The 18,464-nt window shown below is 35.0% G+C and carries 22 protein-coding genes; 7 read left to right on the forward strand and 15 right to left on the reverse strand.

The features are described 5' to 3' along the window. Nucleotides 1-27 precede the first annotated feature (27 nt). Nucleotides 28-1,092: an oxygen-dependent tRNA uridine(34) hydroxylase TrhO gene (gene trhO, locus BMY96_RS03635; protein WP_092849219.1), complete on the reverse strand. Its 1,065-nt coding sequence runs from the start codon at nucleotides 1,090-1,092 to the stop codon at nucleotides 28-30. A 498-nt stretch (nucleotides 1,093-1,590) separates the two neighbouring features. On the opposite strand from trhO, the gene recA reads away from it, so the two are divergent. From recA to BMY96_RS03655, 4 genes are all read left to right on the forward strand, one after another. Next, nucleotides 1,591-2,601, forward strand: a complete 1,011-nt coding sequence (gene recA / locus BMY96_RS03640; protein WP_092849221.1) for a recombinase RecA — start codon at nucleotides 1,591-1,593, stop codon at nucleotides 2,599-2,601. 197 nt (nucleotides 2,602-2,798) lie between these two features. Then, nucleotides 2,799-3,209 (forward strand): hypothetical protein, encoded by a 411-nt coding sequence (locus BMY96_RS03645; protein WP_092849224.1) that lies wholly within the window; start codon nucleotides 2,799-2,801, stop codon nucleotides 3,207-3,209. Between the two features lie 23 nt (nucleotides 3,210-3,232). Next, complete coding sequence (locus BMY96_RS03650) at nucleotides 3,233-3,775, forward strand: RNA polymerase sigma factor (RefSeq protein WP_092849862.1); 543 nt, start codon at nucleotides 3,233-3,235, stop codon at nucleotides 3,773-3,775. After that, nucleotides 3,776-5,377 carry a hypothetical protein gene (locus BMY96_RS03655; RefSeq protein WP_092849226.1) on the forward strand — a complete coding sequence of 534 codons (1,602 nt, stop codon included), beginning with the start codon at nucleotides 3,776-3,778 and terminating at the stop codon, nucleotides 5,375-5,377. A gap of 116 nt (nucleotides 5,378-5,493) precedes the next feature. On the opposite strand, the gene BMY96_RS03660 is transcribed toward BMY96_RS03655, so the two are convergent. Beyond that, a complete protein-coding gene (locus BMY96_RS03660; RefSeq protein ID WP_092849228.1) occupies nucleotides 5,494-6,234 on the reverse strand; it encodes a lysophospholipid acyltransferase family protein in 741 nt (246 codons plus the stop codon). Nucleotides 6,235-6,351: 117 nt separating this feature from the next. On the opposite strand from BMY96_RS03660, the gene trpS reads away from it, so the two are divergent. After that, nucleotides 6,352-7,320: a tryptophan--tRNA ligase gene (gene trpS, locus BMY96_RS03665; protein WP_092849230.1), complete on the forward strand. Its 969-nt coding sequence runs from the start codon at nucleotides 6,352-6,354 to the stop codon at nucleotides 7,318-7,320. On the opposite strand, the gene BMY96_RS03670 is transcribed toward trpS, so the two are convergent. The 3 genes from BMY96_RS03670 to dprA all read right to left on the reverse strand — a co-directional run bounded on the left by BMY96_RS03670 (nucleotide 7,317) and on the right by dprA (nucleotide 9,071). Further along, entirely contained in the window at nucleotides 7,317-7,583 is a 267-nt protein-coding gene (locus BMY96_RS03670; RefSeq protein ID WP_092849232.1) for a Txe/YoeB family addiction module toxin, read from the reverse strand. The genes trpS and BMY96_RS03670 overlap by 4 nt on opposite strands. Continuing rightward, nucleotides 7,583-7,834, reverse strand: a complete 252-nt coding sequence (locus tag BMY96_RS03675; RefSeq protein ID WP_175473505.1) for a type II toxin-antitoxin system Phd/YefM family antitoxin — start codon at nucleotides 7,832-7,834, stop codon at nucleotides 7,583-7,585. The genes BMY96_RS03670 and BMY96_RS03675 overlap by 1 nt, the downstream gene beginning before the upstream one ends. A gap of 133 nt (nucleotides 7,835-7,967) precedes the next feature. Beyond that, a complete protein-coding gene (gene dprA / locus BMY96_RS03680) occupies nucleotides 7,968-9,071 on the reverse strand; it encodes a DNA-processing protein DprA (RefSeq protein WP_092849237.1) in 1,104 nt (367 codons plus the stop codon). A gap of 104 nt (nucleotides 9,072-9,175) precedes the next feature. Here dprA and BMY96_RS03685 point away from each other — a divergent pair, with 104 nt between their 5' ends. Next, nucleotides 9,176-10,111, forward strand: a complete 936-nt coding sequence (locus BMY96_RS03685) for an HU domain-containing protein (protein WP_092849240.1) — start codon at nucleotides 9,176-9,178, stop codon at nucleotides 10,109-10,111. 83 nt (nucleotides 10,112-10,194) lie between these two features. After that, entirely contained in the window at nucleotides 10,195-10,704 is a 510-nt protein-coding gene (locus tag BMY96_RS03690) for an acyl-CoA thioesterase (RefSeq protein ID WP_092849243.1), read from the forward strand. Between the two features lie 181 nt (nucleotides 10,705-10,885). On the opposite strand, the gene BMY96_RS03695 is transcribed toward BMY96_RS03690, so the two are convergent. The 10 genes from BMY96_RS03695 to dut all read right to left on the reverse strand — a co-directional run bounded on the left by BMY96_RS03695 (nucleotide 10,886) and on the right by dut (nucleotide 18,464). After that, a complete protein-coding gene (locus BMY96_RS03695; RefSeq protein ID WP_092849245.1) occupies nucleotides 10,886-11,734 on the reverse strand; it encodes a reverse transcriptase family protein in 849 nt (282 codons plus the stop codon). Beyond that, nucleotides 11,731-12,024, reverse strand: a complete 294-nt coding sequence (locus BMY96_RS03700) for a helix-turn-helix domain-containing protein (protein WP_092849247.1) — start codon at nucleotides 12,022-12,024, stop codon at nucleotides 11,731-11,733. Before BMY96_RS03700 ends, BMY96_RS03695 begins: the two co-directional genes overlap by 4 nt. Before the next feature lie 36 nt (nucleotides 12,025-12,060). Beyond that, nucleotides 12,061-12,306, reverse strand: a complete 246-nt coding sequence (locus BMY96_RS03705; RefSeq protein ID WP_139205209.1) for a hypothetical protein — start codon at nucleotides 12,304-12,306, stop codon at nucleotides 12,061-12,063. 716 nt (nucleotides 12,307-13,022) lie between these two features. Further along, complete coding sequence (locus BMY96_RS03710) at nucleotides 13,023-14,252, reverse strand: murein hydrolase activator EnvC family protein (protein WP_092849252.1); 1,230 nt, start codon at nucleotides 14,250-14,252, stop codon at nucleotides 13,023-13,025. Further along, a complete protein-coding gene (lolB1, locus tag BMY96_RS03715; RefSeq protein ID WP_092849255.1) occupies nucleotides 14,253-15,020 on the reverse strand; it encodes a lipoprotein insertase outer membrane protein LolB1 in 768 nt (255 codons plus the stop codon). Then, nucleotides 15,020-16,381, reverse strand: coding sequence for a tetratricopeptide repeat protein (locus BMY96_RS03720; protein WP_092849258.1), 1,362 nt, complete (start codon nucleotides 16,379-16,381; stop codon nucleotides 15,020-15,022). Before BMY96_RS03720 ends, lolB1 begins: the two co-directional genes overlap by 1 nt. Nucleotides 16,382-16,617: 236 nt before the next feature. Continuing rightward, the gene (locus BMY96_RS03725; RefSeq protein WP_092849260.1) at nucleotides 16,618-17,637 is read right to left on the reverse strand and encodes a sugar phosphate nucleotidyltransferase; all 1,020 of its coding nucleotides are present in this window, start codon (nucleotides 17,635-17,637) and stop codon (nucleotides 16,618-16,620) included. Nucleotides 17,638-17,679: 42 nt separating this feature from the next. Continuing rightward, nucleotides 17,680-17,844: a GIY-YIG nuclease family protein gene (locus BMY96_RS16185; protein WP_349267197.1), complete on the reverse strand. Its 165-nt coding sequence runs from the start codon at nucleotides 17,842-17,844 to the stop codon at nucleotides 17,680-17,682. Continuing rightward, on the reverse strand, nucleotides 17,845-17,994 hold the full coding sequence (locus BMY96_RS16190; protein ID WP_349267198.1) for a GIY-YIG nuclease family protein: 150 nt from the start codon (nucleotides 17,992-17,994) through the stop codon (nucleotides 17,845-17,847). 35 nt (nucleotides 17,995-18,029) lie between these two features. Next, nucleotides 18,030-18,464, reverse strand: coding sequence for a dUTP diphosphatase (gene dut, locus BMY96_RS03735; RefSeq protein ID WP_092849263.1), 435 nt, complete (start codon nucleotides 18,462-18,464; stop codon nucleotides 18,030-18,032).

Below are 18,464 nucleotides of genomic sequence, written 5' to 3' on the forward strand. Positions count from 1 at the left end.
AGGCTCCAAAATTTTGGAGCCTTTTTTCTATTTTTTAAAACTTTCAAAAATGTTTCGCAAGTCTTTTTTATACGGTAAGTGGTCGGCACGACCCTTTTTAAATATATCGTTACTATTGCCCTGACCTTTTCGTAAAGCCTTTTGCTCCTCGTACGGTAAAGCATGTATTTCTTTGCACGTTGTAGAGCAGCAATTATTCATCTCTTCCTTACATTTATCGCACTGTATAAACAGCAAATGGCAAGCATCGTTAGCACAATTAGTATGCACATCAAAAGCATCGCCACATTGGTGGCATTGCGCAATTACATCATCGCTAATACGTTCGGCGCGTCTTTCGTCAAAAACAAAATTCTGCCCCATAAACTTATTTTCTAAGTCTTTATCTTTCACCTGGCGTGTGTATTCAATAATACCACCTTCTAACTGAAACACATTTTTAAACCCTTTGTGTTTAAAATATGCACTTGCCTTTTCACAACGAATACCGCCAGTACAATACATAACCAAATTCTTATCTTCCTTATGGTCTTTTAAATCGTCCTCAATAATATCTAACGATTCTCTAAAAGTATCCACATCTGGCGTTACCGCATTTTTAAAATGCCCTATTTCGCTCTCATAATGGTTTCGCATATCCACCAAAACGGTGTTATCGTCTTCAATAAGCTCGTTAAACTTTTCAGCATCAACATGCACGCCTTTGTTAGTCACATCAAAAGCGTCGTCATTTAAACCATCGGCAACAATTTTATTACGCACCTTAACTTTTAATTTTAAAAACGACATGTTATCTTGCTCAATAGCAATGTTTAAACGAATGCCTTTTAAAAAATCAATAGTATCTAAATGTGTTTTAAACTCATTAAATCGGTCTGCTGGCAATGAAAGTTGACCATTTATGCCCTCTTGAGCCACATAAATACGTCCTAAAACGTCTAAACTGTTCCAAGTAATAAATAGTTGATCTCTAAATTCCTGAGGATTTGTAATTTTGGCGTATTGGTAAAAAGACAGTGTTAATCGATCCTTTCCGGCTTTTTCGATTAACTCAGCTCTTTCCTTCGCGCTTAATGTATTGTACAGTTGCATGCTATACTAAATTTTAAGTTAAAGAATATTTTAAGCTGCAAAAATACAATTAATATACAATTACACAATTTTAAAAATTTGGGCGCTCCCTAAAGGTCGGGCTATACATTGCAAGTCCTCGCACTTCCTTCGTCAGGCTGTGGGCTTTCCATTACTATCCCTAGCGCAACTATCAGCCAGGGTTATAGTTTTAAAACCAAACACACATCTGCTTAACAACAAAAAAGCACCTAAAATAGTTGTTTTAGGTGCCTTTTATCGAGTTTAGAGTTAGTCGTTATTTCAAAAACTCATTTGGTAAATTTGATAGCAATATCTTTTCCCTTTTTATTACTAGATGCATAAGATTAAAAAAGGTTGCGTAAAACCAAAAAATATTTTTTTCACCTCATAAAATCAAGTATTTACCACTACATTTAAGGCTGTTGAAAACTATTATTGTAACATGAAAAAAGATATAGTACTTTAGCATACAATTTTTCAGAAAAAACAAAGAAAATGAGCAGCGATAAAGAAAAAGAAGCAAAATTAAAAGCATTAAAATTAACTTTAGATAAATTAGATAAAGCCTACGGAAAAGGAACCGTAATGAAAATGAGCGATTCTGCAATAGTAGATGTAGAAGCCATTCCTTCAGGTTCATTAGGTTTAGATATTGCCTTAGGCGTTGGCGGTTATCCACGCGGTAGAGTCATTGAAATTTACGGACCAGAATCTTCTGGTAAAACAACCCTAACCTTACACGCCATTGCCGAAGCACAAAAAGCAGGAGGTATTGCCGCATTTATTGATGCAGAGCATGCTTTCGATCGTTTTTATGCCGAAAAATTGGGTGTCGATATCGATAACCTTATTATCTCGCAACCAGATAATGGCGAGCAAGCCTTAGAAATTGCCGATAATTTAATTCGTTCTGGCGCTATCGATATTGTAGTAATAGATTCTGTGGCTGCCCTAACACCAAAAAGTGAAATTGAAGGCGAAATGGGAGACTCTAAAATGGGACTTCACGCGCGTTTAATGTCGCAAGCCTTACGTAAACTAACAGCCTCAATTAGCAAAACCAATTGTACGGTAATCTTTATTAACCAATTACGTGAAAAAATTGGTGTTATGTTTGGTAACCCAGAAACAACAACTGGTGGTAACGCCCTAAAATTCTATGCTTCAGTACGTTTAGATATTAGACGCTCTACTCAAATAAAAAGCACAGACGGTAACGTTATGGGTAACAAAACCCGTGTAAAAGTGGTTAAAAACAAAGTAGCACCTCCATTTAGATTAGCAGAATTCGACATTATGTATGGCGAAGGCGTATCTAAAGTTGGCGAAATTCTAGATTTAGCCGTAGAGCAAGAAATAATAAAGAAAAGCGGTTCTTGGTTTAGTTACGACGAAACCAAATTAGGCCAAGGTAGAGATGCTGTAAAAGCATTGATAAAAGACAATCCAGAACTTATGGACGAGCTTGAAGCCAAGGTTAGAAAGTTTATAGAAGAACAAGAATAAAAAATTTAAAATCCCGTTAATTCGGGATTTTTTAGTTTAAAAGCCTTTCCACTTAGCATTAAAACATTAAAAAAGTATTAACTTTAATACCATTAGTGCTCTACAAAAACAAATAAACATATTTTTTACGCAACCAATCTGTTTGTTTTGCATCTTAATAGTGCAAACATGTAGATAACCCTAAAATTTATTTTGCGATGAAAAAATTACTTGTACTTTGTTTAACACTTATACTGTGTGCCTCTTGTAGTATTGATGATGACGGTACGCGTTATAGTTTTGAAATTTTACCTGTAGAAAGCGTGGATATACCAGACGAATTTGAGTTAGGCGAAATTTATCCAATAACAGTAACCTACTTAAATCCATCATCGTGCCATAGCTTTAAAGAGTTTTATTATTTAAAAGAAAATAACGAAAGAACAGTAGCACCAATTACATATGTTTTTGATGAAAACAACTGTGAAACTTTTGAAAATGAAGAAGTAGAAGCTACTTTTAATTTTAAAGTAACCAGTAACGGTTCGTATATTTTTAAGTTTTGGCAAGGTGAAGATGCCGATGGCGAATCGCAATATTTAACCATAGAAGTGCCCGTTGTAGAGTAAGTATTAATTAATACATGTTTAAATTGAGTTTAAACCAACTCATAGAAGATTGTAAGAATGATAATACTAAAGCACAAGGCGAATTATATAAACTCTATTCGGGTAAATTATTCGCTATATGCTTAAAGTATTCGCGTAACTATGCCGAAGCGCAAGATAATTTGCAAGACGCATTTTTAACAATTTTTAAAAAAATTGAACAGTATAAAAACAAGGGCTCTTTTGAGGGTTGGATAAAACGCATTACCGTAAACACCGTGTTACAGCGTTACCGAAACGAAAAGGTTTTTGATATTATAAACGAAAACACCATTGAAGATGTAGAAGTTGAAGTGGATGAAGACGAACTCTCCATTGACTATCTTCTAAAAATCATTCAAGAATTACCAGATAGGTACCGGTTAATTTTTAACCTGTATGTTCTAGATGGCTATTCGCATAAAGACATTGCTAAAATGCTAGATATAAACATAGGCACATCAAAATCTAACTTAGCGCGAGCAAGACAAATTTTGAAAAAAACGATTGAAGATTATAAAACAACACAACGTTCACAATCCTTATAAATGAGCGATAAAAAACATATAGACCGATTATTTCAGGAAGGATTTAAAGATTTTGAAGCCGCACCTAACGATGCCGTTTGGAAAAACATTGAAGCAAAACTGAACGAAAAGAAGAAAAAACGACGCGTTATTCCTGTTTGGTGGCGTTATGCTGGTGTTGCTGCACTATTAGCGTTATTAATTACGGCGGGAGCGCTCTTTTTTAATAATACAGACGCAAACAACAGTAATCAAGTTGTAGATACCAAAACCAATACCCCAGAACATCTTGAGGTAAAGGACAACAACCAACCTATTAGCAACACCGTTAAAACTCCTGTTATCGCTTCAAACGAAGACGACCAAAACAACACGAATAGTAGCACAGAAGTATCAAAACAAGAATCTAATACAATTAGCAATTCAGCAAATGCTTCAAACAACATAGCCAGTTCTAATAATGCGCCTTTAAATAGCAATAAGCAAAAATCGGCTAACAAAACAAATGCTAAATCACTTTATAACACAACAACAATAGCAAGCTCTAATAATAATAATAACAAAAAGAGTAGAGTTGCAAATACGGTTTCAGAAGAAAAAAGAAAGGCCAACAACCTTCAAAATTCAACGGAAAACTCAACACAAGTTGCTAATACTTCCGTGGCAAATAACACGACTACTAATTTAAAAAAGGAAACCACTTTAGTAAACAAGGAAAAAGCAACTAGGCTTATTGAAGAAGCTTCCCAAAAGGAAACAGCTGTTGCAAAGGCTAATGATAATACAGCAGTAAACGAAGCTGAAAAAGATTCAAAAACAGAAGCAACCCCAGAAGAGAATAAACGCTCTATCGAGGAAGCCTTAAATAACACCGAGGACATTGCAAATAACAACGAAACACCTACCAACAGATGGCGCGTAGCACCAAATGCTGCTCCGGTTTATTTTAATACCTTAAACGAAGGCTCATCTATAGACCCGCAGTTTAATTCAAATTCTAAAACGGGCGAAATTAATATGAGTTATGGTATTTCTGCAAGTTATGCTGTAAACAAAAAACTAAGCGTTCGTTCTGGAATTAACCGTGTTAATTTAGGTTACAACACCAACAATGTTGTTGTGTTTCAATCGGTTGGTTTTAGTTCTAAAAGTAGTGCGTTACAAAATGTAAGTGCTCGTGGCAATTCTAGTAATGCCGATGTTGCACTTATAAGTTCAGAAAATTTAAATGCCAATACTCCAGATTCGTTTGCGGCCTCTAATGCTTCTATAAATCAAGCTTTAGGTTATATTGAAATCCCACTGGAAATTCAATATACGCTTTCCAATAAAAAACTTGGTGTTAATGTTATTGGTGGTTTTAGTTCGTTCTTTTTAAATAACAACGAGATTTATTCCGAAGAACAAAACGGCACCAGAACCTATCTTGGTGAAGCCAACAACATAAATAATATAAGCTATAGTGCCAATTTAGGAATGGGTTTAAATTATAAGGTTACTAAAACATTCGATTTGAATTTAGAGCCTATTTTTAAATATCAATTCAACACATTTAACAATACTTCCGGTAACTTTTCACCATTTTTTATTGGTGTATACACCGGATTCTCTATTAAGTTCTAGGTTTTTGGTTAGATCTAGGTATGGGTTTCCATTTAAGCTCGGAAATTCATATCAAAAAAGGAAACTGCTCGTCCCCTCGAGCAGTTTTTTTATTTTTAGAAGTATTGTATTAAAAACTATTTACTTTCAAAAGCTTCTAGCTGATTTAAGATTATAGTCCTAGATTTTTCATTTAAACCTTTAGTATCTTCAATCTTTAAACCTTGGGTAGGAATAAATTTATGGATTTTAACGCGCATACGTCCTGGACTTCCGCTAAAAAAAGTATACGAAAAACGTTTTTTATTATCGGCAAAAGCAATAGGCACAATAGGAATTTGGTGGTTAATAGCTAACCTAAAGGCGCCATCTTTAAAGCTATCTAACATAACATGCTCTTCTGGCACACCGCCCTCTGGAAATATACAGATACTAAGCCCCGATTTTAAACGGCGTTGTGCTCTTAAAAACACCGCTTGCCTACTCTTTGGCGAACTTCTATCTACCAAAATACAGGTGCGTTTATAAAAGAAACCAAATAGCGGAATTTTGGCCAATTCTGCTTTACCAACAAACACAAAAGGATTTTTAACTGCCACCAACATAAGCATAATATCTGCCATCGAGGTATGGTTAGCAATAAACATATAACTCTTATTTTTATCTGGCACTTCGTCGCGCTTAATACTATAGGCAAACCCCATACCTACTAAAATAAACTTTGCCCATAACCTAGCAATCCTAAAAAAGTAAGGATACCAAGATTCTTTAGCGATTGATACTAAAAGAATTGGAAAAAGTAAAAGAATAGGCAAGGCTACTAGTATATAAAACCAAATACGATAAAGTAGCCAGAAAATATATTTAAATAGTTTCATAAGCTTCAAAAATACATAATTGTATTGAGCTATTTTATTAAAACGTTTACCTTTGCTCTTGGTAAAACAAAATTGAATACTAATTAAAGAAATTCCTTCATTATAAGGAATGAAAATATGGCAAGAATACTAACAGGCATACAAAGTACAGGAACACCGCATTTAGGAAACATTTTAGGGGCCATTATGCCAGCAATTGAAATGGCTAAAAATCCAGAAAATGAGTCGTATTTATTTATTGCAAATATGCATACTTTAACACAAATTAAAGATGCAAAAACCTTACGCGAAAACACATACTCTACCGCAGCAACGTGGTTAGCATTTGGTTTAGACATAGAAAAAACGGTGTTTTACAGACAAAGCGACATCCCTCAGGTAACCGAACTGTCTTGGTATTTAAGCTGCTTTTTTCCTTACCAACGCCTAACATTAGCGCACAGTTTTAAGGACAAAGCCGATAGATTAGAGGATGTTAATTCTGGGTTGTTTACCTACCCAATGCTTATGGCTGCCGATATATTATTATACGATGCCGAAATAATACCTGTTGGAAAAGATCAAGAACAGCATTTAGAAATGACTCGCGATGTGGCCTCGCGTTTTCATGCTAAAGTTGGCGAAACCTTTGTTTTACCAAAAGCTTCGGTGCAAGAAAACATTATGCTAATTCCTGGTACTAATGGCGGAAAAATGAGCAAAAGCCAAAACAATACCATTAATATATTTTTAAACGATAAAAAGCTACGCAAGCAAATTATGTCTATTGAAACCGATAGCACACCGCTTGAAGATCCTAAAGACTGGAGCACCTGCAACTGTTTTGGTATTTATAAATTATTAGCCAATGAAGCACAAATTGCCGAAATGAAAGCTAATTACGAAAATGGTGGTTACGGCTACGGCCATGCTAAACAAGCCTTATTTGAGTTGATTGTTGAAACGTTTGCCAAACCTCGCGAGCGCTATAATTATTACATGAATAACTTAGAGGAAATTGACAAAGCACTTTTAGTTGGTGCCGAAAAAGCCAAATTAATAGCTAATGATGTTTTGGCTAGAGTTCGCGAAAAAGTTGGCTATTAATAATGGTATCGGCATTGAATAATTGTAAGTACCTGCTCCCCTTTATTTCCTGAAACTTTATAGACAAGTCTATGTTCATGTGTTATCCTTCTTGACCAATAGCCACTTAAATTTTCCTTTAAAGGTTCAGGCGTTCCGATTCCATCAAACGGAGTTCTTTGTGTATTTTTAATCAGTCTTGTTAATTTATTGAATATTTTTCTATCTGTACTTTGCCAATAACAAAAATCCTCAAAAGCATTACTCGAGAAAAAAACATTCATTAAATATCAACTTTTTTCAATTCATTTTTTTCAACTTCAGCCAAAGATTCTTCTAATCTTTTACGATTAGCCTCAGTAGCAGTTAAATAATTAGTTTCAATTAAAGAATTATATTCACTAAGAGGCATTATTACAACTGCCTCATCATTCTCAGAATTTCTTGGTATTAATAAAGTTTCACAAGATTCAGAAACTAAATCTAGAAAATACTTCATTCTATTTCTTAGTGATGTAGATGTTATCGTTTTCATTTTATAAGGTTTTATGTAAAGGGTGCAAAAGATATACCAAATGTACATTATTATGTACATTGTTATTAAACAGGTTTATATTAATAATCTATTAATCCACCTCGAAACAATAGTTAAAATTGATACAACGCCCTTAAATAACCTCAAACAATTTCCCAGGAAGCGGTCTTACAACGCCTTTAAGCTCCATATTTAAAAGGGTTCCAGAGACTTTAAAAATAGGCAAATTACAGTTTAATGCAATGCTATCTAACTGTTGTTTATCGTTTTCCTTTAAGTAATTATAAATCACTTTTTCGGTGGCATCTAGCTCGACAAATAGTTGCTTTTGTATAACGGGCTGTTTCTCACTTTCCAATTCCCAACCCAAAATATAAGGCACATCCAAAGGCGTAGTAAGCATATGCGCTTTTTGGTGCTTAATTAAATTATTACACCCTATACTTTGGCTATCGGTAGTACGACCCGGAACAGCAAACACATCGCGGTTATACGAGTGCGCAATATCTGCGGAAACCAAACTACCACCTTTTTCGGCCGATTCTATAACAATTGTCGCTTCGCTTAAGCCAGCAATAACTCTATTTCGCTTTAAAAAATTATTCTTATCAAAGGTATCTGTACTCCAAAAGTCGGAGAAAAACCCACCGTTTTTTTCCATATCAACCATATACTTTTTATGCACTTTCGGGTAAATTTGATTTAGTCCATGCGCTAAACAGGCTACCGTTTGCAACTTATGCTTCATAGCCGCTTTGTGTGCCGTAATATCCGTACCATAAGCAAAACCCGAAACAATTATAGGATTATATACGGCTAATTGCTCCACCAAATTTTCGCAAAAGGCTATACCACTAGTAGTAATCTTTCTGGCACCGACTATGCTAATAATAGGTTGGTTTTTTAAATCTATATTTCCGGTCTGGAACAACAAAATAGGGCTATCAATGCAGTGCTTTAGCTTTTCAGGGTAGTTAGCCTCGTTAAAATAAGACACCTCAATATTATTTTCCTTTATAAACCGAATCTCTTTTTCGGCTTCCTTTACATGGTGAGGCTTAAACAAATCGCTAATAGTAACGCTTCCTATACCATCTATTTTAAGTAAGTTTTGCGATTTCTCTTTTAAAACCGCCTCGGCAGAACCACAATGCGAAATCAGTCGTTTAGCAGTAATATCGCCAATATTTGGCACATGTTGCAAGGCTAAAGTATAAAGCAAATCATTTTCTGTCATGCTATCTTATTGATTTTAAAACTACAATAAAAGAATTTTTACTTTGTTAATAAAAAGTTCGCCCTAAATTTTAATACAAACTACTTTTTTATAACTTTGTTTTTATGCAATTAGAAACCTACATAAGCGACTTACTATATAGATATGAGTGCGTTACCATTCCTGAGTTTGGTGCCTTTTTAACGCAGCAAGTATCTGCAAGCATTAATGATGCTACAAATACCTTTCATGCACCTAAAAAAGTGGTGTCATTTAACGAGCAAATTCAGCAAAACGATGGTTTATTGGCACATTATATTGCCGATGTAGAAAAAATCCCTTTCGAGGCAGCAAACAAAAAAATTGCAAAACGTGTTAAACTTTTAAAGTCTTATTTAACACAAGGCGAAACGCTTACTTTTAAAAACATAGGCGAAATCGTTTTTAATAAAGAAGGTAAAATTTTATTTGAGCCTACGTATCATTTAAATTATTTAACCGATTCTTTTGGACTTTCTCAATTTGTAGCACCTGCCGTAACACGCGAGGTTTACAAAGAAGAAGCCGAAGCCATAGAAAAAGTAATTCCTATTGGTGTAACACCAGAAAAGCGCAAGTCTAAATCGTATTTAAAATATGCTGCAGTCGCTTTAATAGCCTTAACTTTAGGTGGTTTTGGAGCTTCTAATTATTATGTAGGCCAAATTGAGCAACATAACCAAATTGCACAAAGACAAGCCACACAGCAGTTAGATACTAAAATACAACAAGCCACTTTTAACCTAAACCCGTTACCAGCAATTACCTTAAACGTTACCAAACAAACAGGTAATTACCATATTGTAGCAGGTGCTTTTAGAGTTGAAGAAAACTGCGATACCCGAGTAAAACAACTAAAAGCCGATGGTTTTAGTGCCCGAAAAATTGGCACAAACAAATACGGTTTACACCAAGTTGCCTATGCAAGCTACGAAAGTAGACTAGATGCTTTACAAGCACTTCGAGACATTAAAAAATCGCATAACAGAGACGCTTGGTTACTAGTACAAAAACTAGACTAGTTTACAATATCCTTTTTCTTTACTGTAAATTCAAACAATAAATGCTATTAGTTTGTAACTTTGCCGCATTATAAAAATCTACAATGCAAGCAAAAACACCCGAACAATCTAAAACAACCATGACAGATTTGGTTTTACCCAGTGAAACCAACCCACTAAACAACCTTTTTGGTGGCGAATTATTAGCGCGTATGGATCGTGCGGCTAGTATTGCTGCGCGTCGTCATTCCAGACGCATTGTAGTAACCGCATCTGTAAACCACGTGGCGTTTAATCGTGCTGTACCTTTAGGAAGCGTTGTAACTGTAGAAGCTAAAGTATCGCGTGGGTTTAACACCTCTATGGAAGTTTTTATTGATGTTTGGATGGAAGATCGCGAATCTGGAGCCCGAACAAAAGCCAACGAAGCCATTTATACCTTTGTGGCTGTCGATGAAACCGGACGCCCAGTAAAAGTACCCCAAGTAAAACCAGAAACCGAACTTGAAATAGAGCGTTTTGAGGCCGCTTTACGCCGAAAACAACTTAGTCTATTACTTGCAGGAAAAATAAAGCCTAACGAAGCTACAGAGTTAAAAGCGCTGTTCGATTAGCGTTTTTTTCTGCTATTAGTAATTTAGATATATTTAAAGCATGGGTTTTGTGTATGAAACGAGGCGTATAAAAAAGCGCTAACTTTTCAGATTAAACACGAGCCAAATTTAAAAATTTGGCAGTCTGCACAAACACACAAAAACCTTTCGAAAAGCCTGTAATAGCAATATTTTATTTACATCATTGGCAACTGACTTTTTTGCCGTAATTAGCTCTGTCAACCTTTTCTTTATACCTTTTTAGTCCAGCAATTTGTTCCGCTGTTTTATTATTAGTAGATTCCAATTTTTCTACAAATGATTTAGGTAATTTCAAATGATTATTCATTGGATGAAGTCCTGTAATATTTGGATTTCTAGAGTAATTAGTTTTCTTGTGGCTAATTTTATAATCGTTCGTGATAATTTCTAAAATCTTTGGAATTTTATTCTTAAAATCTTTTGCAGAGGAAAAAGTCATATCATCAACGAATGAAGTAAAAGTCGCATTGTTTTCTTTTGCAAATTCTTGTAATATATCTCCAGTTTTGATGAAAACTAAATTAGCCAAAGTTGAAGAAGTTGGTGCTCCTTGTGGAATTCTGCCTTTATAGGTTGTTAACTTTGTTAGAAGGCTTGAAACTTCTGGCGAAAACCCTTGACTTACGAACATTTTGAAAACAGATTTGTTCGTTATAGATGGAAAAAAATCTTTTAAATCGGTTGTGAATTTATATCTTTTTCCCTGGTGTTGCTTAGCGTTTGCGACGTTATCTTTCCCTTTTACAGCACCAAACGCATAACTTGGCATTTCAATTTGGCTCAGAATGTTTCTGTGTATTCTAGTCTGAATTATTTTCAGTCTTTTTGTACTTGGATTTATTACCCTTTTTTTAGGCTCTCCTTTTGCATCCAATTTTGGTTTATCAAACTTATCTTTTTTAATTTCAATTTTCTCCCTGTAAAAATTGTCGATATTATTGAGAATTGAATTTATCTCTTTGATATCCACTTTTAAAGTATAAGCTAAATGTTTTGGTGTGTTAATCATTGAGTAGTAAAAAATTGATTTATCAATGATTTTACAGAAGGTGCAATTATATTGAAAGCATCTTCTTTTTCCGGACTAATATCATCACTATCTATTGATAGGAAAAATAGAATAGGCAAAGGTGTTTCTAATTTATTCGAAATCGTTTTTAAAGTCGAAAGGTTCGGTTCCTTGTTGTTATTCTCAATCTGTGATAAATAAGCTTGAGTAATATCGCAGAGTTCCGCAAATTGGTTTTGTTTTAAACCTTTTTGTTTTCTAATTGATTTTATTGCTAATCCTAAATCCATATGTTATGTATTTGAAAAAATTTATGGGGTGTCAGGTCAGAAAATGTTCGGGAAATCATCAAAACTGGTAATCACTCTGTTGAGTAAATCAATTCCTTTGAAAACTAAACTCCAATCTATAGGCTTATTATCGCTTTCTTTTTTAGAGTTTTCTAAATATCTAATTGCATTAGATAAATGAACTTTTTCTTCGTCTGAGAATGAACAACGGTTCTCAGAAAGGATAGTTCTTATACCAAGTATAAGACCATCAACGTGTTGATAATTGTGCTTTTTACGCATATCTTTTATGTATTTAATTAAAGGCAATATCGCCTTGCTACATTTGCAATACGCTTGTAATTAAATCCAATATGCGTTGTTCACATTATCACCCCAAAATTATTCCTTGCTACTTATAATAAATGCGTCATAATGACTTTTTAGCAAGTTATCAGTTTTATTCATTTCAAGTTGACTTAAAGCGTTTTTAGGGGTTTTCCTAAATGCATCTTTACAGCTTTCCTTGTTGAATGACTTCGAGTTTTCAGCGTTTGCTTAAACCGAGTTTCAACGTCGTTCTCTTTATAGAGCGCTACGTGTCGTCGCCAATAGAACCATAATTGGTTGTGTAACTTAATACACTTTAGTAGTTTGGATATTAATTACTACAATTTTCAATACTCTTTCAAAGAACTTAGGATGCAAAGATAAAAGTTATTTTGGATTCTCCAAAGAAAATCGTAAAAAATATTACTGTGAGTATATAAAAAGTATTAAATAATATTCTTTAGGAAATAAAAAGTTGGTGATTTATTACAATTTTCAGCTTGTGTACAACACGTTATACAACAACCTCTATGTTTTATTTCACAAAAAAACACCGTTAATTAACGCCTTTTAAATGTGGAGTTTTATGTCACGTAAATGTTTTACTAAAAATCCTAATAGCTAAGGCGTTTTAAATAATAGGTGTAGCTTTTAATCGTGAGATTCCTGCTTTCGCAGGAATGTGTGAGTTACATTTTATAAATCCAACTCGCAGGATTCTCGGTTGCAGTACCTTTAGATAGCGTAAAACTTAATATTGTTTCACCGTTTGATGGGTTTGTAAACACCTCGCCAATAACCTGCTTGGTTTTAACCTTATCCCCTTTTTTAACATACACTTGCGATAAGTTTCGGTAAAGTGTCAGGTAATTTCCGTGGCGAATCATGACTATAGGGTTCACGTTTTTCATTTTAAGAATCTCGCTTACTTCGCCATCAAAAACCGCTCTGGCTTTTGCGCCTTTTTCGGTAGCAATACGCACACCGTTACTATTTATGGTTAACGATCTATCAATAGGATGCGGTTGTTTACCATAACCTAAACGCACAAACCCTTTTTCGACTGGCCAAGGTAATTTTCCTTTATTCGAAATAAAGTTAGAGGCTAGCACCTCTTCTTCAGCTGTTAAAGCAAAACTTTTAGAACTGGTGGTTTTCCCCGCTTTTTTGTTAGATTTTGCAATAGCCGCTTTAATAATACGGTCTATTTCTCTATCAATTTTATCGGCTTCGCGTTGCTTTTGTTTAATTTCGGCAACATACCTAGACATGTTCTTTTTTAAGGCCGCCATAACCACTTCGTGCTGTTTACGTTCGGCTTCTAAGGATTTTTGAACCACTCTGTTTTCGGCAATTAATTTCTTTTTATCCTCTTGTTGCTTTAATAAACTCGCATTAATATCTTGCAGCTCCAGCGTTTTAGCCTTTATAATCTCGCCTTGTTGCTTCTGGTGGTCCGAGTATTGCTTTATGTACTGCAAGCGCTTATAAGCTTGCTTAAAATCGTTACTAGACAGCAAAAACATAATACGACTCTGTTGGTTTTTGCTTTTATAAGACTTCACAATCATAGCAGCATAATCTTCCTTTAACTGCTTTAGCTCGTCTCTTAAATTAGATATTTTATTTTGGTTTGTGTTTATCTCTCGTGTAAGTAAATTGGCTTGCTGGTTGGTTACCTTTATTAAATTAGAAAGCACACTAATTTTATGGTTAAAATCTTCAATTAAACTAAGCTCGGACTTTGTTTTAGATTTAGTCTGGTTGCGTAACTCGTTAATTTTTTCAATTTCTCTGCGCAGCTCTTGTCGGCGAGATTCTAGTTGCTTCTGCTTATCGCTTTGCGAAAAACTAAAACTACTGCACAACAAAAACCCTAAAATAAAAATAAGCCGGTATGTACTTTTACTCACTTTCATTTATAGCTCAATTTCTTCAAAACCCGAAGGTATTTTAAACGGAAAACGTAACGCCTCGTTTAAAGACACACTTTTCATTTCTAATTCTATAAGCATTTCCTCGTTCGCCTCAACAGCAATTACTTTTATTAACTCCGGAATAATTTGACTATCCACATCTTGATACTTTAAATAATCGATTTGTAAATGCCTAAATTCCTTGGGTTGCGATATTTGCTGCGATTTTACCTTAAAGTTCGATGCGTTTAATAAAAAGAAAATCTCGAATAACGCTCGCTGATTTTTTGGCTGAACAATATAAGCTTCTTGGTCTACACTGGTTGTGTAATCGCTAGCGTTTAAATTGTATAAGGTTTCGCCTAACAGTAAATTCTCAACCTTATTAAAATCCAACTCGGTGCCCAGTAAATCGCTTAAATATTTGTAATCGCCATCAAAATACGTTTTATCCAACTTATTGTAAAAGCTCACTTTTTCTGGAGTTACCAAAGCGCGTATAACAGAAAACGGCGCGTTTATCCATATGGATTCGCCCTTTTTGGCTCTAAAAGTAACCGTGTGCGACTGCGATTTTCCCTTTTGTGTATAGCTTATTTTTAGTCTAGATTGCAAAGTTTTAAAAGTGGCAACTTGTTTAGCGTTTTCCTTTATAACTTGTCGTGTAGATAAATTTAAATTAGCCTCACCACCTCTTACTGTTTTTGCAGATTTACAATTAAACAGTAGTATAGTACATAAGCCTAAAATAATTTTTGAAGTTGTTTGCATTAATTTTGGGGATGTATTTGTTTTGCCTTATCACTAAACGCTTTTGCTTTTGTTGTATTGTTTAGTAAGGTATAAGCTTTACTAAGTTGCTTGTAAAAATCGGCTTCCATTTTGCTGTCTTCAACAATATAATCTACTCCAGTTTCTAAAGCTTCAATAGCATCTTTAGGTTGGTTTAAGGCGTTTAAAGCCACACCATTTATAAGGTAAATAACCGGTTGCGAAGGGTAGCTTTCCAGCGCTACGCTACTTTTTATTTTAGCCTGCTCAAACTTTTCTAAATCGATATATAACAGCATCACATTTTGCAGAATCTTAAAATTATTTGGTTCTAGTTTTAAAGCTTCTTCAAAATGTTCTAAAGCTTTTACCTTATTGTTTTTTGCTAAATAATATTGTCCTAACTCCTCTACAGATTTACTAGTATCGGCATCGCTAACCAAAGCTGTAGCCTCAACCAAATCGCTTTCGTACTCCGGATTTTCTTTAACAAAACTCACAAAATCTCTAAGCACTTTTAATTTCGCTTCGGGCTTAATTTTAGTGCTTTTAACCACTAATTTCATGCTTTCAATAGCCTGTTCAGCATCGTTATCATCTAAATAAAACTTGTATAATGCCAAATGCACTAATTGCGAATTGGGGTTAACCTTTAAAAGTTCTTTAGCCGTTTCAAAAGCCTTTTCTTTTTCGTTATTTTCACTATACCTAAAAATAAGTGCTAAATAATTCGATTCCTTTTCGGGGTTATTTTCAACGCGCGATTCTAAATTTTCTATTTGGTCCTCTTTACGTCCTGTAGCTTGGTAAATTCGATTTCGCATAACGTCTCGACTTATCGAAACGCCAAATTCGGCATCTAAAGCATCTAAAATTTCTAGCGCATTATCATACTTTTTTGTTTGCATGTAAAGCGATGCTAAATCCTCTTTGTAATCCGGATGAAATCGCACCAACTGCTTTACCGTTTTAATGGCTAAATCGTACTCGTTTTGCGAGGCATAATAGCCGTAAAGCTCGTCTAAAAACCATTCGTTATCTGGGTCTTTATCCACCGCTTTTTTTAAGGCATCTTCAGCTTCACCAAAATTTTTAAGCTTTATGTAACTTTTACCCAACTCAAAATATAACACAGGCACCGAATTATCCATGTCAATACACTTCTGCAAAGCTTCGGCAGCTCTATCATAATTCTCAATACCTTTTTGCTTCAACGCTTCGTAAAATAACTCCTGAAACGCATCTTCGTTATTCCCTAAATCGTCATCGGGCGTTTTATTAAAATCTACCTGCGCATAGTTTATCTGCGGAAGCAATAGCATTCCGAAGAGAAAAAATAATATGTAGATTTTTTGTTTCATTATTTTCAATATTTGGGCGCCTGCCTGCCGGCAGGCAGGTTACCTTTTACTCATGCCTACAAGGTTAAAACCTTGGGCGTTACCTAAAGGTCGGGCTTTCACAAGTCGCTCTCTGCGAGGAGCTCCAACAGTTGCTCAATCCCTAACGCGGGTCAGTCTGCAGTTGGCAGTCTTCAGTTATTGGTCAAATACTATTTGCTAACATCGTGTTATGAGATTCCTGCCTTCGCAGGAATTTATTCTAACACCGAATAATCACCAATACTTATGCTAGTAAATTCGCCATTATACTTAACGTTATTACCAATCATAGCATTGTTTAACTTAGCGTTTTTAATTTCAGAATCCGTTTGAATCAAGCTGTTTTCAATAGTACAATTTTCAATAACTGTGCCATTTCCAACCGATACAAAAGGTCCAATAGTTGTGTTTTTAAGCACCACATTTTCACCAATAAAACACGGCTCAATAATTTTAGAATTTTCAAGTTTAGCCGAATCTGCTACTAATGTTTCCTCGCCATCGGCCTTTAAAAACCCTAACATACGTTGGTTAGTTTCTATGGTTATGGCTTTGTTTCCGCAGTCCATCCACTCATCAACCGTTCCTGTTTTAAATACTTTACCTTCGGCCATCATGCGTTTAATACCATCGTTAATTTGGTATTCGCCACCATTCATAATGTTTTCATCAAGGATTTCTTGTAGTTTTCCTTTTAAAACAGCCACATCTTTAAAGTAATAAATGCCTATTACTGCTTGATCGGACACAAAAGTTTCTGGTTTTTCAACCAACTCCACAATCTCTTGGTTAGCATTTAACTTAACCACACCGTAAGCTTCTGGGTTATCCACTTGTTTTGTCCAAATAACGCTATCGGCCGTTGGGTCTAAATCGAACTCTGCTCTAATTAAGGTATCGGCATAAGCAATTACTGCAGGACCCGACAAAGATGGTTTTGCACACATAATAGCATGACCTGTTCCAAGTGGTTTATCCTGGCGGTAAATAGAAGCTTTAGCGCCTAAATCTGTTGCCAATTTTTCCAGACTAGCAACAACCTCGTCTCCAAACCATGCCGGATCACCTAAAACAAACGCTATTTCCTCTATAGGTTGTTTTAAAACCTTGGCGATATCCTTTACCAATCTGTGAACAATAGGTTGTCCAGCAACTGGAATTAATGGTTTTGGTACAGTTAAACTATGTGGGCGCAATCGAGATCCTCGACCTGCCATTGGTACTATTATTTTCATATCACATGCCCCGCTTGACGGGGTATCTTTTAATGTTAAACTTTATTTTCTTAATTTATTGTAATTTAAATTCCAGTTAATACTCAAATCCGACCAACTAGGATTCATATCTTCAATTAATTTAATTTTCCAATCTCGTTTCCATTTCTTGAATTGTCTTTCTCGTTTTTCAGTTTCATTGCCGTTATCAAACTCTTCAAAATACATCTATTTATCACAATTATACTTCGCGGTAAATGATTTAGGATAAACCTTTAATTTATGCTCTTTTACTCTTTCTTCAATACTGTCTGTAAAACCAATGTATAATACGCCATTAGGCTTATTTGACATTATGTAGACATACCAATATTTCATTATTATCGACTTAGAGGTTCCTGCCTCCGCAGGAACTATTTGACTCCCGTACTCCCAAAACCACCTTCACCTCTAGCCGTTTCAGAAAGTACTTCTACTTCATCCCATACGGCACGTTCATGTTTTGCAATGACTAATTGAGCAATACGTTCGCCGTTTTCTACGGTAAAGTTTTCATGTGATAAGTTAATTAAAATCACACCAACTTCACCTCTATAATCTGCATCGACTGTTCCCGGAGCATTAAGCACTGTAATGCCCTTTTTAGCCGCTAAACCACTTCTAGGACGCACTTGTGCTTCAATACCAACAGGAAGCTCTAAAAACAAGCCTGTAGGTACTATTTTGCGTTCCATGGGTTGTAATGTGATGCTTTCGGTAAGGTTGGCACGTAAATCCATACCTGCCGAAGCCATCGTTTCATAAAGCGGTAAATCGTGATTAGATTTATTTATAATTTTAATTTGCAT

Source organism: Algibacter pectinivorans (assembly GCF_900112595.1).
GTDB lineage: Bacteria > Bacteroidota > Bacteroidia > Flavobacteriales > Flavobacteriaceae > Algibacter_B > Algibacter_B pectinivorans.

Bases quoted from the DNA above. Each gene is read 5' to 3' on its own strand.
- BMY96_RS16190 (WP_349267198.1), bottom strand. From the start codon at position 17,994: ATGAAATATTGGTATGTCTACATAATGTCAAATAAGCCTAATGGCGTA.
- BMY96_RS16185 (WP_349267197.1), bottom strand. From the start codon at position 17,844: ATGTATTTTGAAGAGTTTGATAACGGCAATGAAACTGAAAAACGAGAA.
- BMY96_RS03655 (WP_092849226.1), top strand. From the start codon at position 3,776: ATGAGCGATAAAAAACATATAGACCGATTATTTCAGGAAGGATTTAAA.
- BMY96_RS03695 (WP_092849245.1), bottom strand. From the start codon at position 11,734: ATGATTAACACACCAAAACATTTAGCTTATACTTTAAAAGTGGATATC.
- lolB1 (WP_092849255.1), bottom strand. From the start codon at position 15,020: ATGCAAACAACTTCAAAAATTATTTTAGGCTTATGTACTATACTACTG.
- trhO (WP_092849219.1), bottom strand. From the start codon at position 1,092: ATGCAACTGTACAATACATTAAGCGCGAAGGAAAGAGCTGAGTTAATC.
- BMY96_RS03685 (WP_092849240.1), top strand. From the start codon at position 9,176: ATGCAATTAGAAACCTACATAAGCGACTTACTATATAGATATGAGTGC.
- dut (WP_092849263.1), bottom strand. From the start codon at position 18,464: ATGCAAATTAAAATTATAAATAAATCTAATCACGATTTACCGCTTTAT.
- BMY96_RS03725 (WP_092849260.1), bottom strand. From the start codon at position 17,637: ATGAAAATAATAGTACCAATGGCAGGTCGAGGATCTCGATTGCGCCCA.
- BMY96_RS03700 (WP_092849247.1), bottom strand. From the start codon at position 12,024: ATGGATTTAGGATTAGCAATAAAATCAATTAGAAAACAAAAAGGTTTA.
- BMY96_RS03670 (WP_092849232.1), bottom strand. From the start codon at position 7,583: ATGAATGTTTTTTTCTCGAGTAATGCTTTTGAGGATTTTTGTTATTGG.
- BMY96_RS03705 (WP_139205209.1), bottom strand. From the start codon at position 12,306: ATGCGTAAAAAGCACAATTATCAACACGTTGATGGTCTTATACTTGGT.
- BMY96_RS03710 (WP_092849252.1), bottom strand. From the start codon at position 14,252: ATGAAAGTGAGTAAAAGTACATACCGGCTTATTTTTATTTTAGGGTTT.
- trpS (WP_092849230.1), top strand. From the start codon at position 6,352: ATGGCAAGAATACTAACAGGCATACAAAGTACAGGAACACCGCATTTA.
- BMY96_RS03690 (WP_092849243.1), top strand. From the start codon at position 10,195: ATGCAAGCAAAAACACCCGAACAATCTAAAACAACCATGACAGATTTG.
- recA (WP_092849221.1), top strand. From the start codon at position 1,591: ATGAGCAGCGATAAAGAAAAAGAAGCAAAATTAAAAGCATTAAAATTA.
- BMY96_RS03645 (WP_092849224.1), top strand. From the start codon at position 2,799: ATGAAAAAATTACTTGTACTTTGTTTAACACTTATACTGTGTGCCTCT.
- dprA (WP_092849237.1), bottom strand. From the start codon at position 9,071: ATGACAGAAAATGATTTGCTTTATACTTTAGCCTTGCAACATGTGCCA.
- BMY96_RS03675 (WP_175473505.1), bottom strand. From the start codon at position 7,834: ATGAAAACGATAACATCTACATCACTAAGAAATAGAATGAAGTATTTT.
- BMY96_RS03720 (WP_092849258.1), bottom strand. From the start codon at position 16,381: ATGAAACAAAAAATCTACATATTATTTTTTCTCTTCGGAATGCTATTG.
- BMY96_RS03660 (WP_092849228.1), bottom strand. From the start codon at position 6,234: ATGAAACTATTTAAATATATTTTCTGGCTACTTTATCGTATTTGGTTT.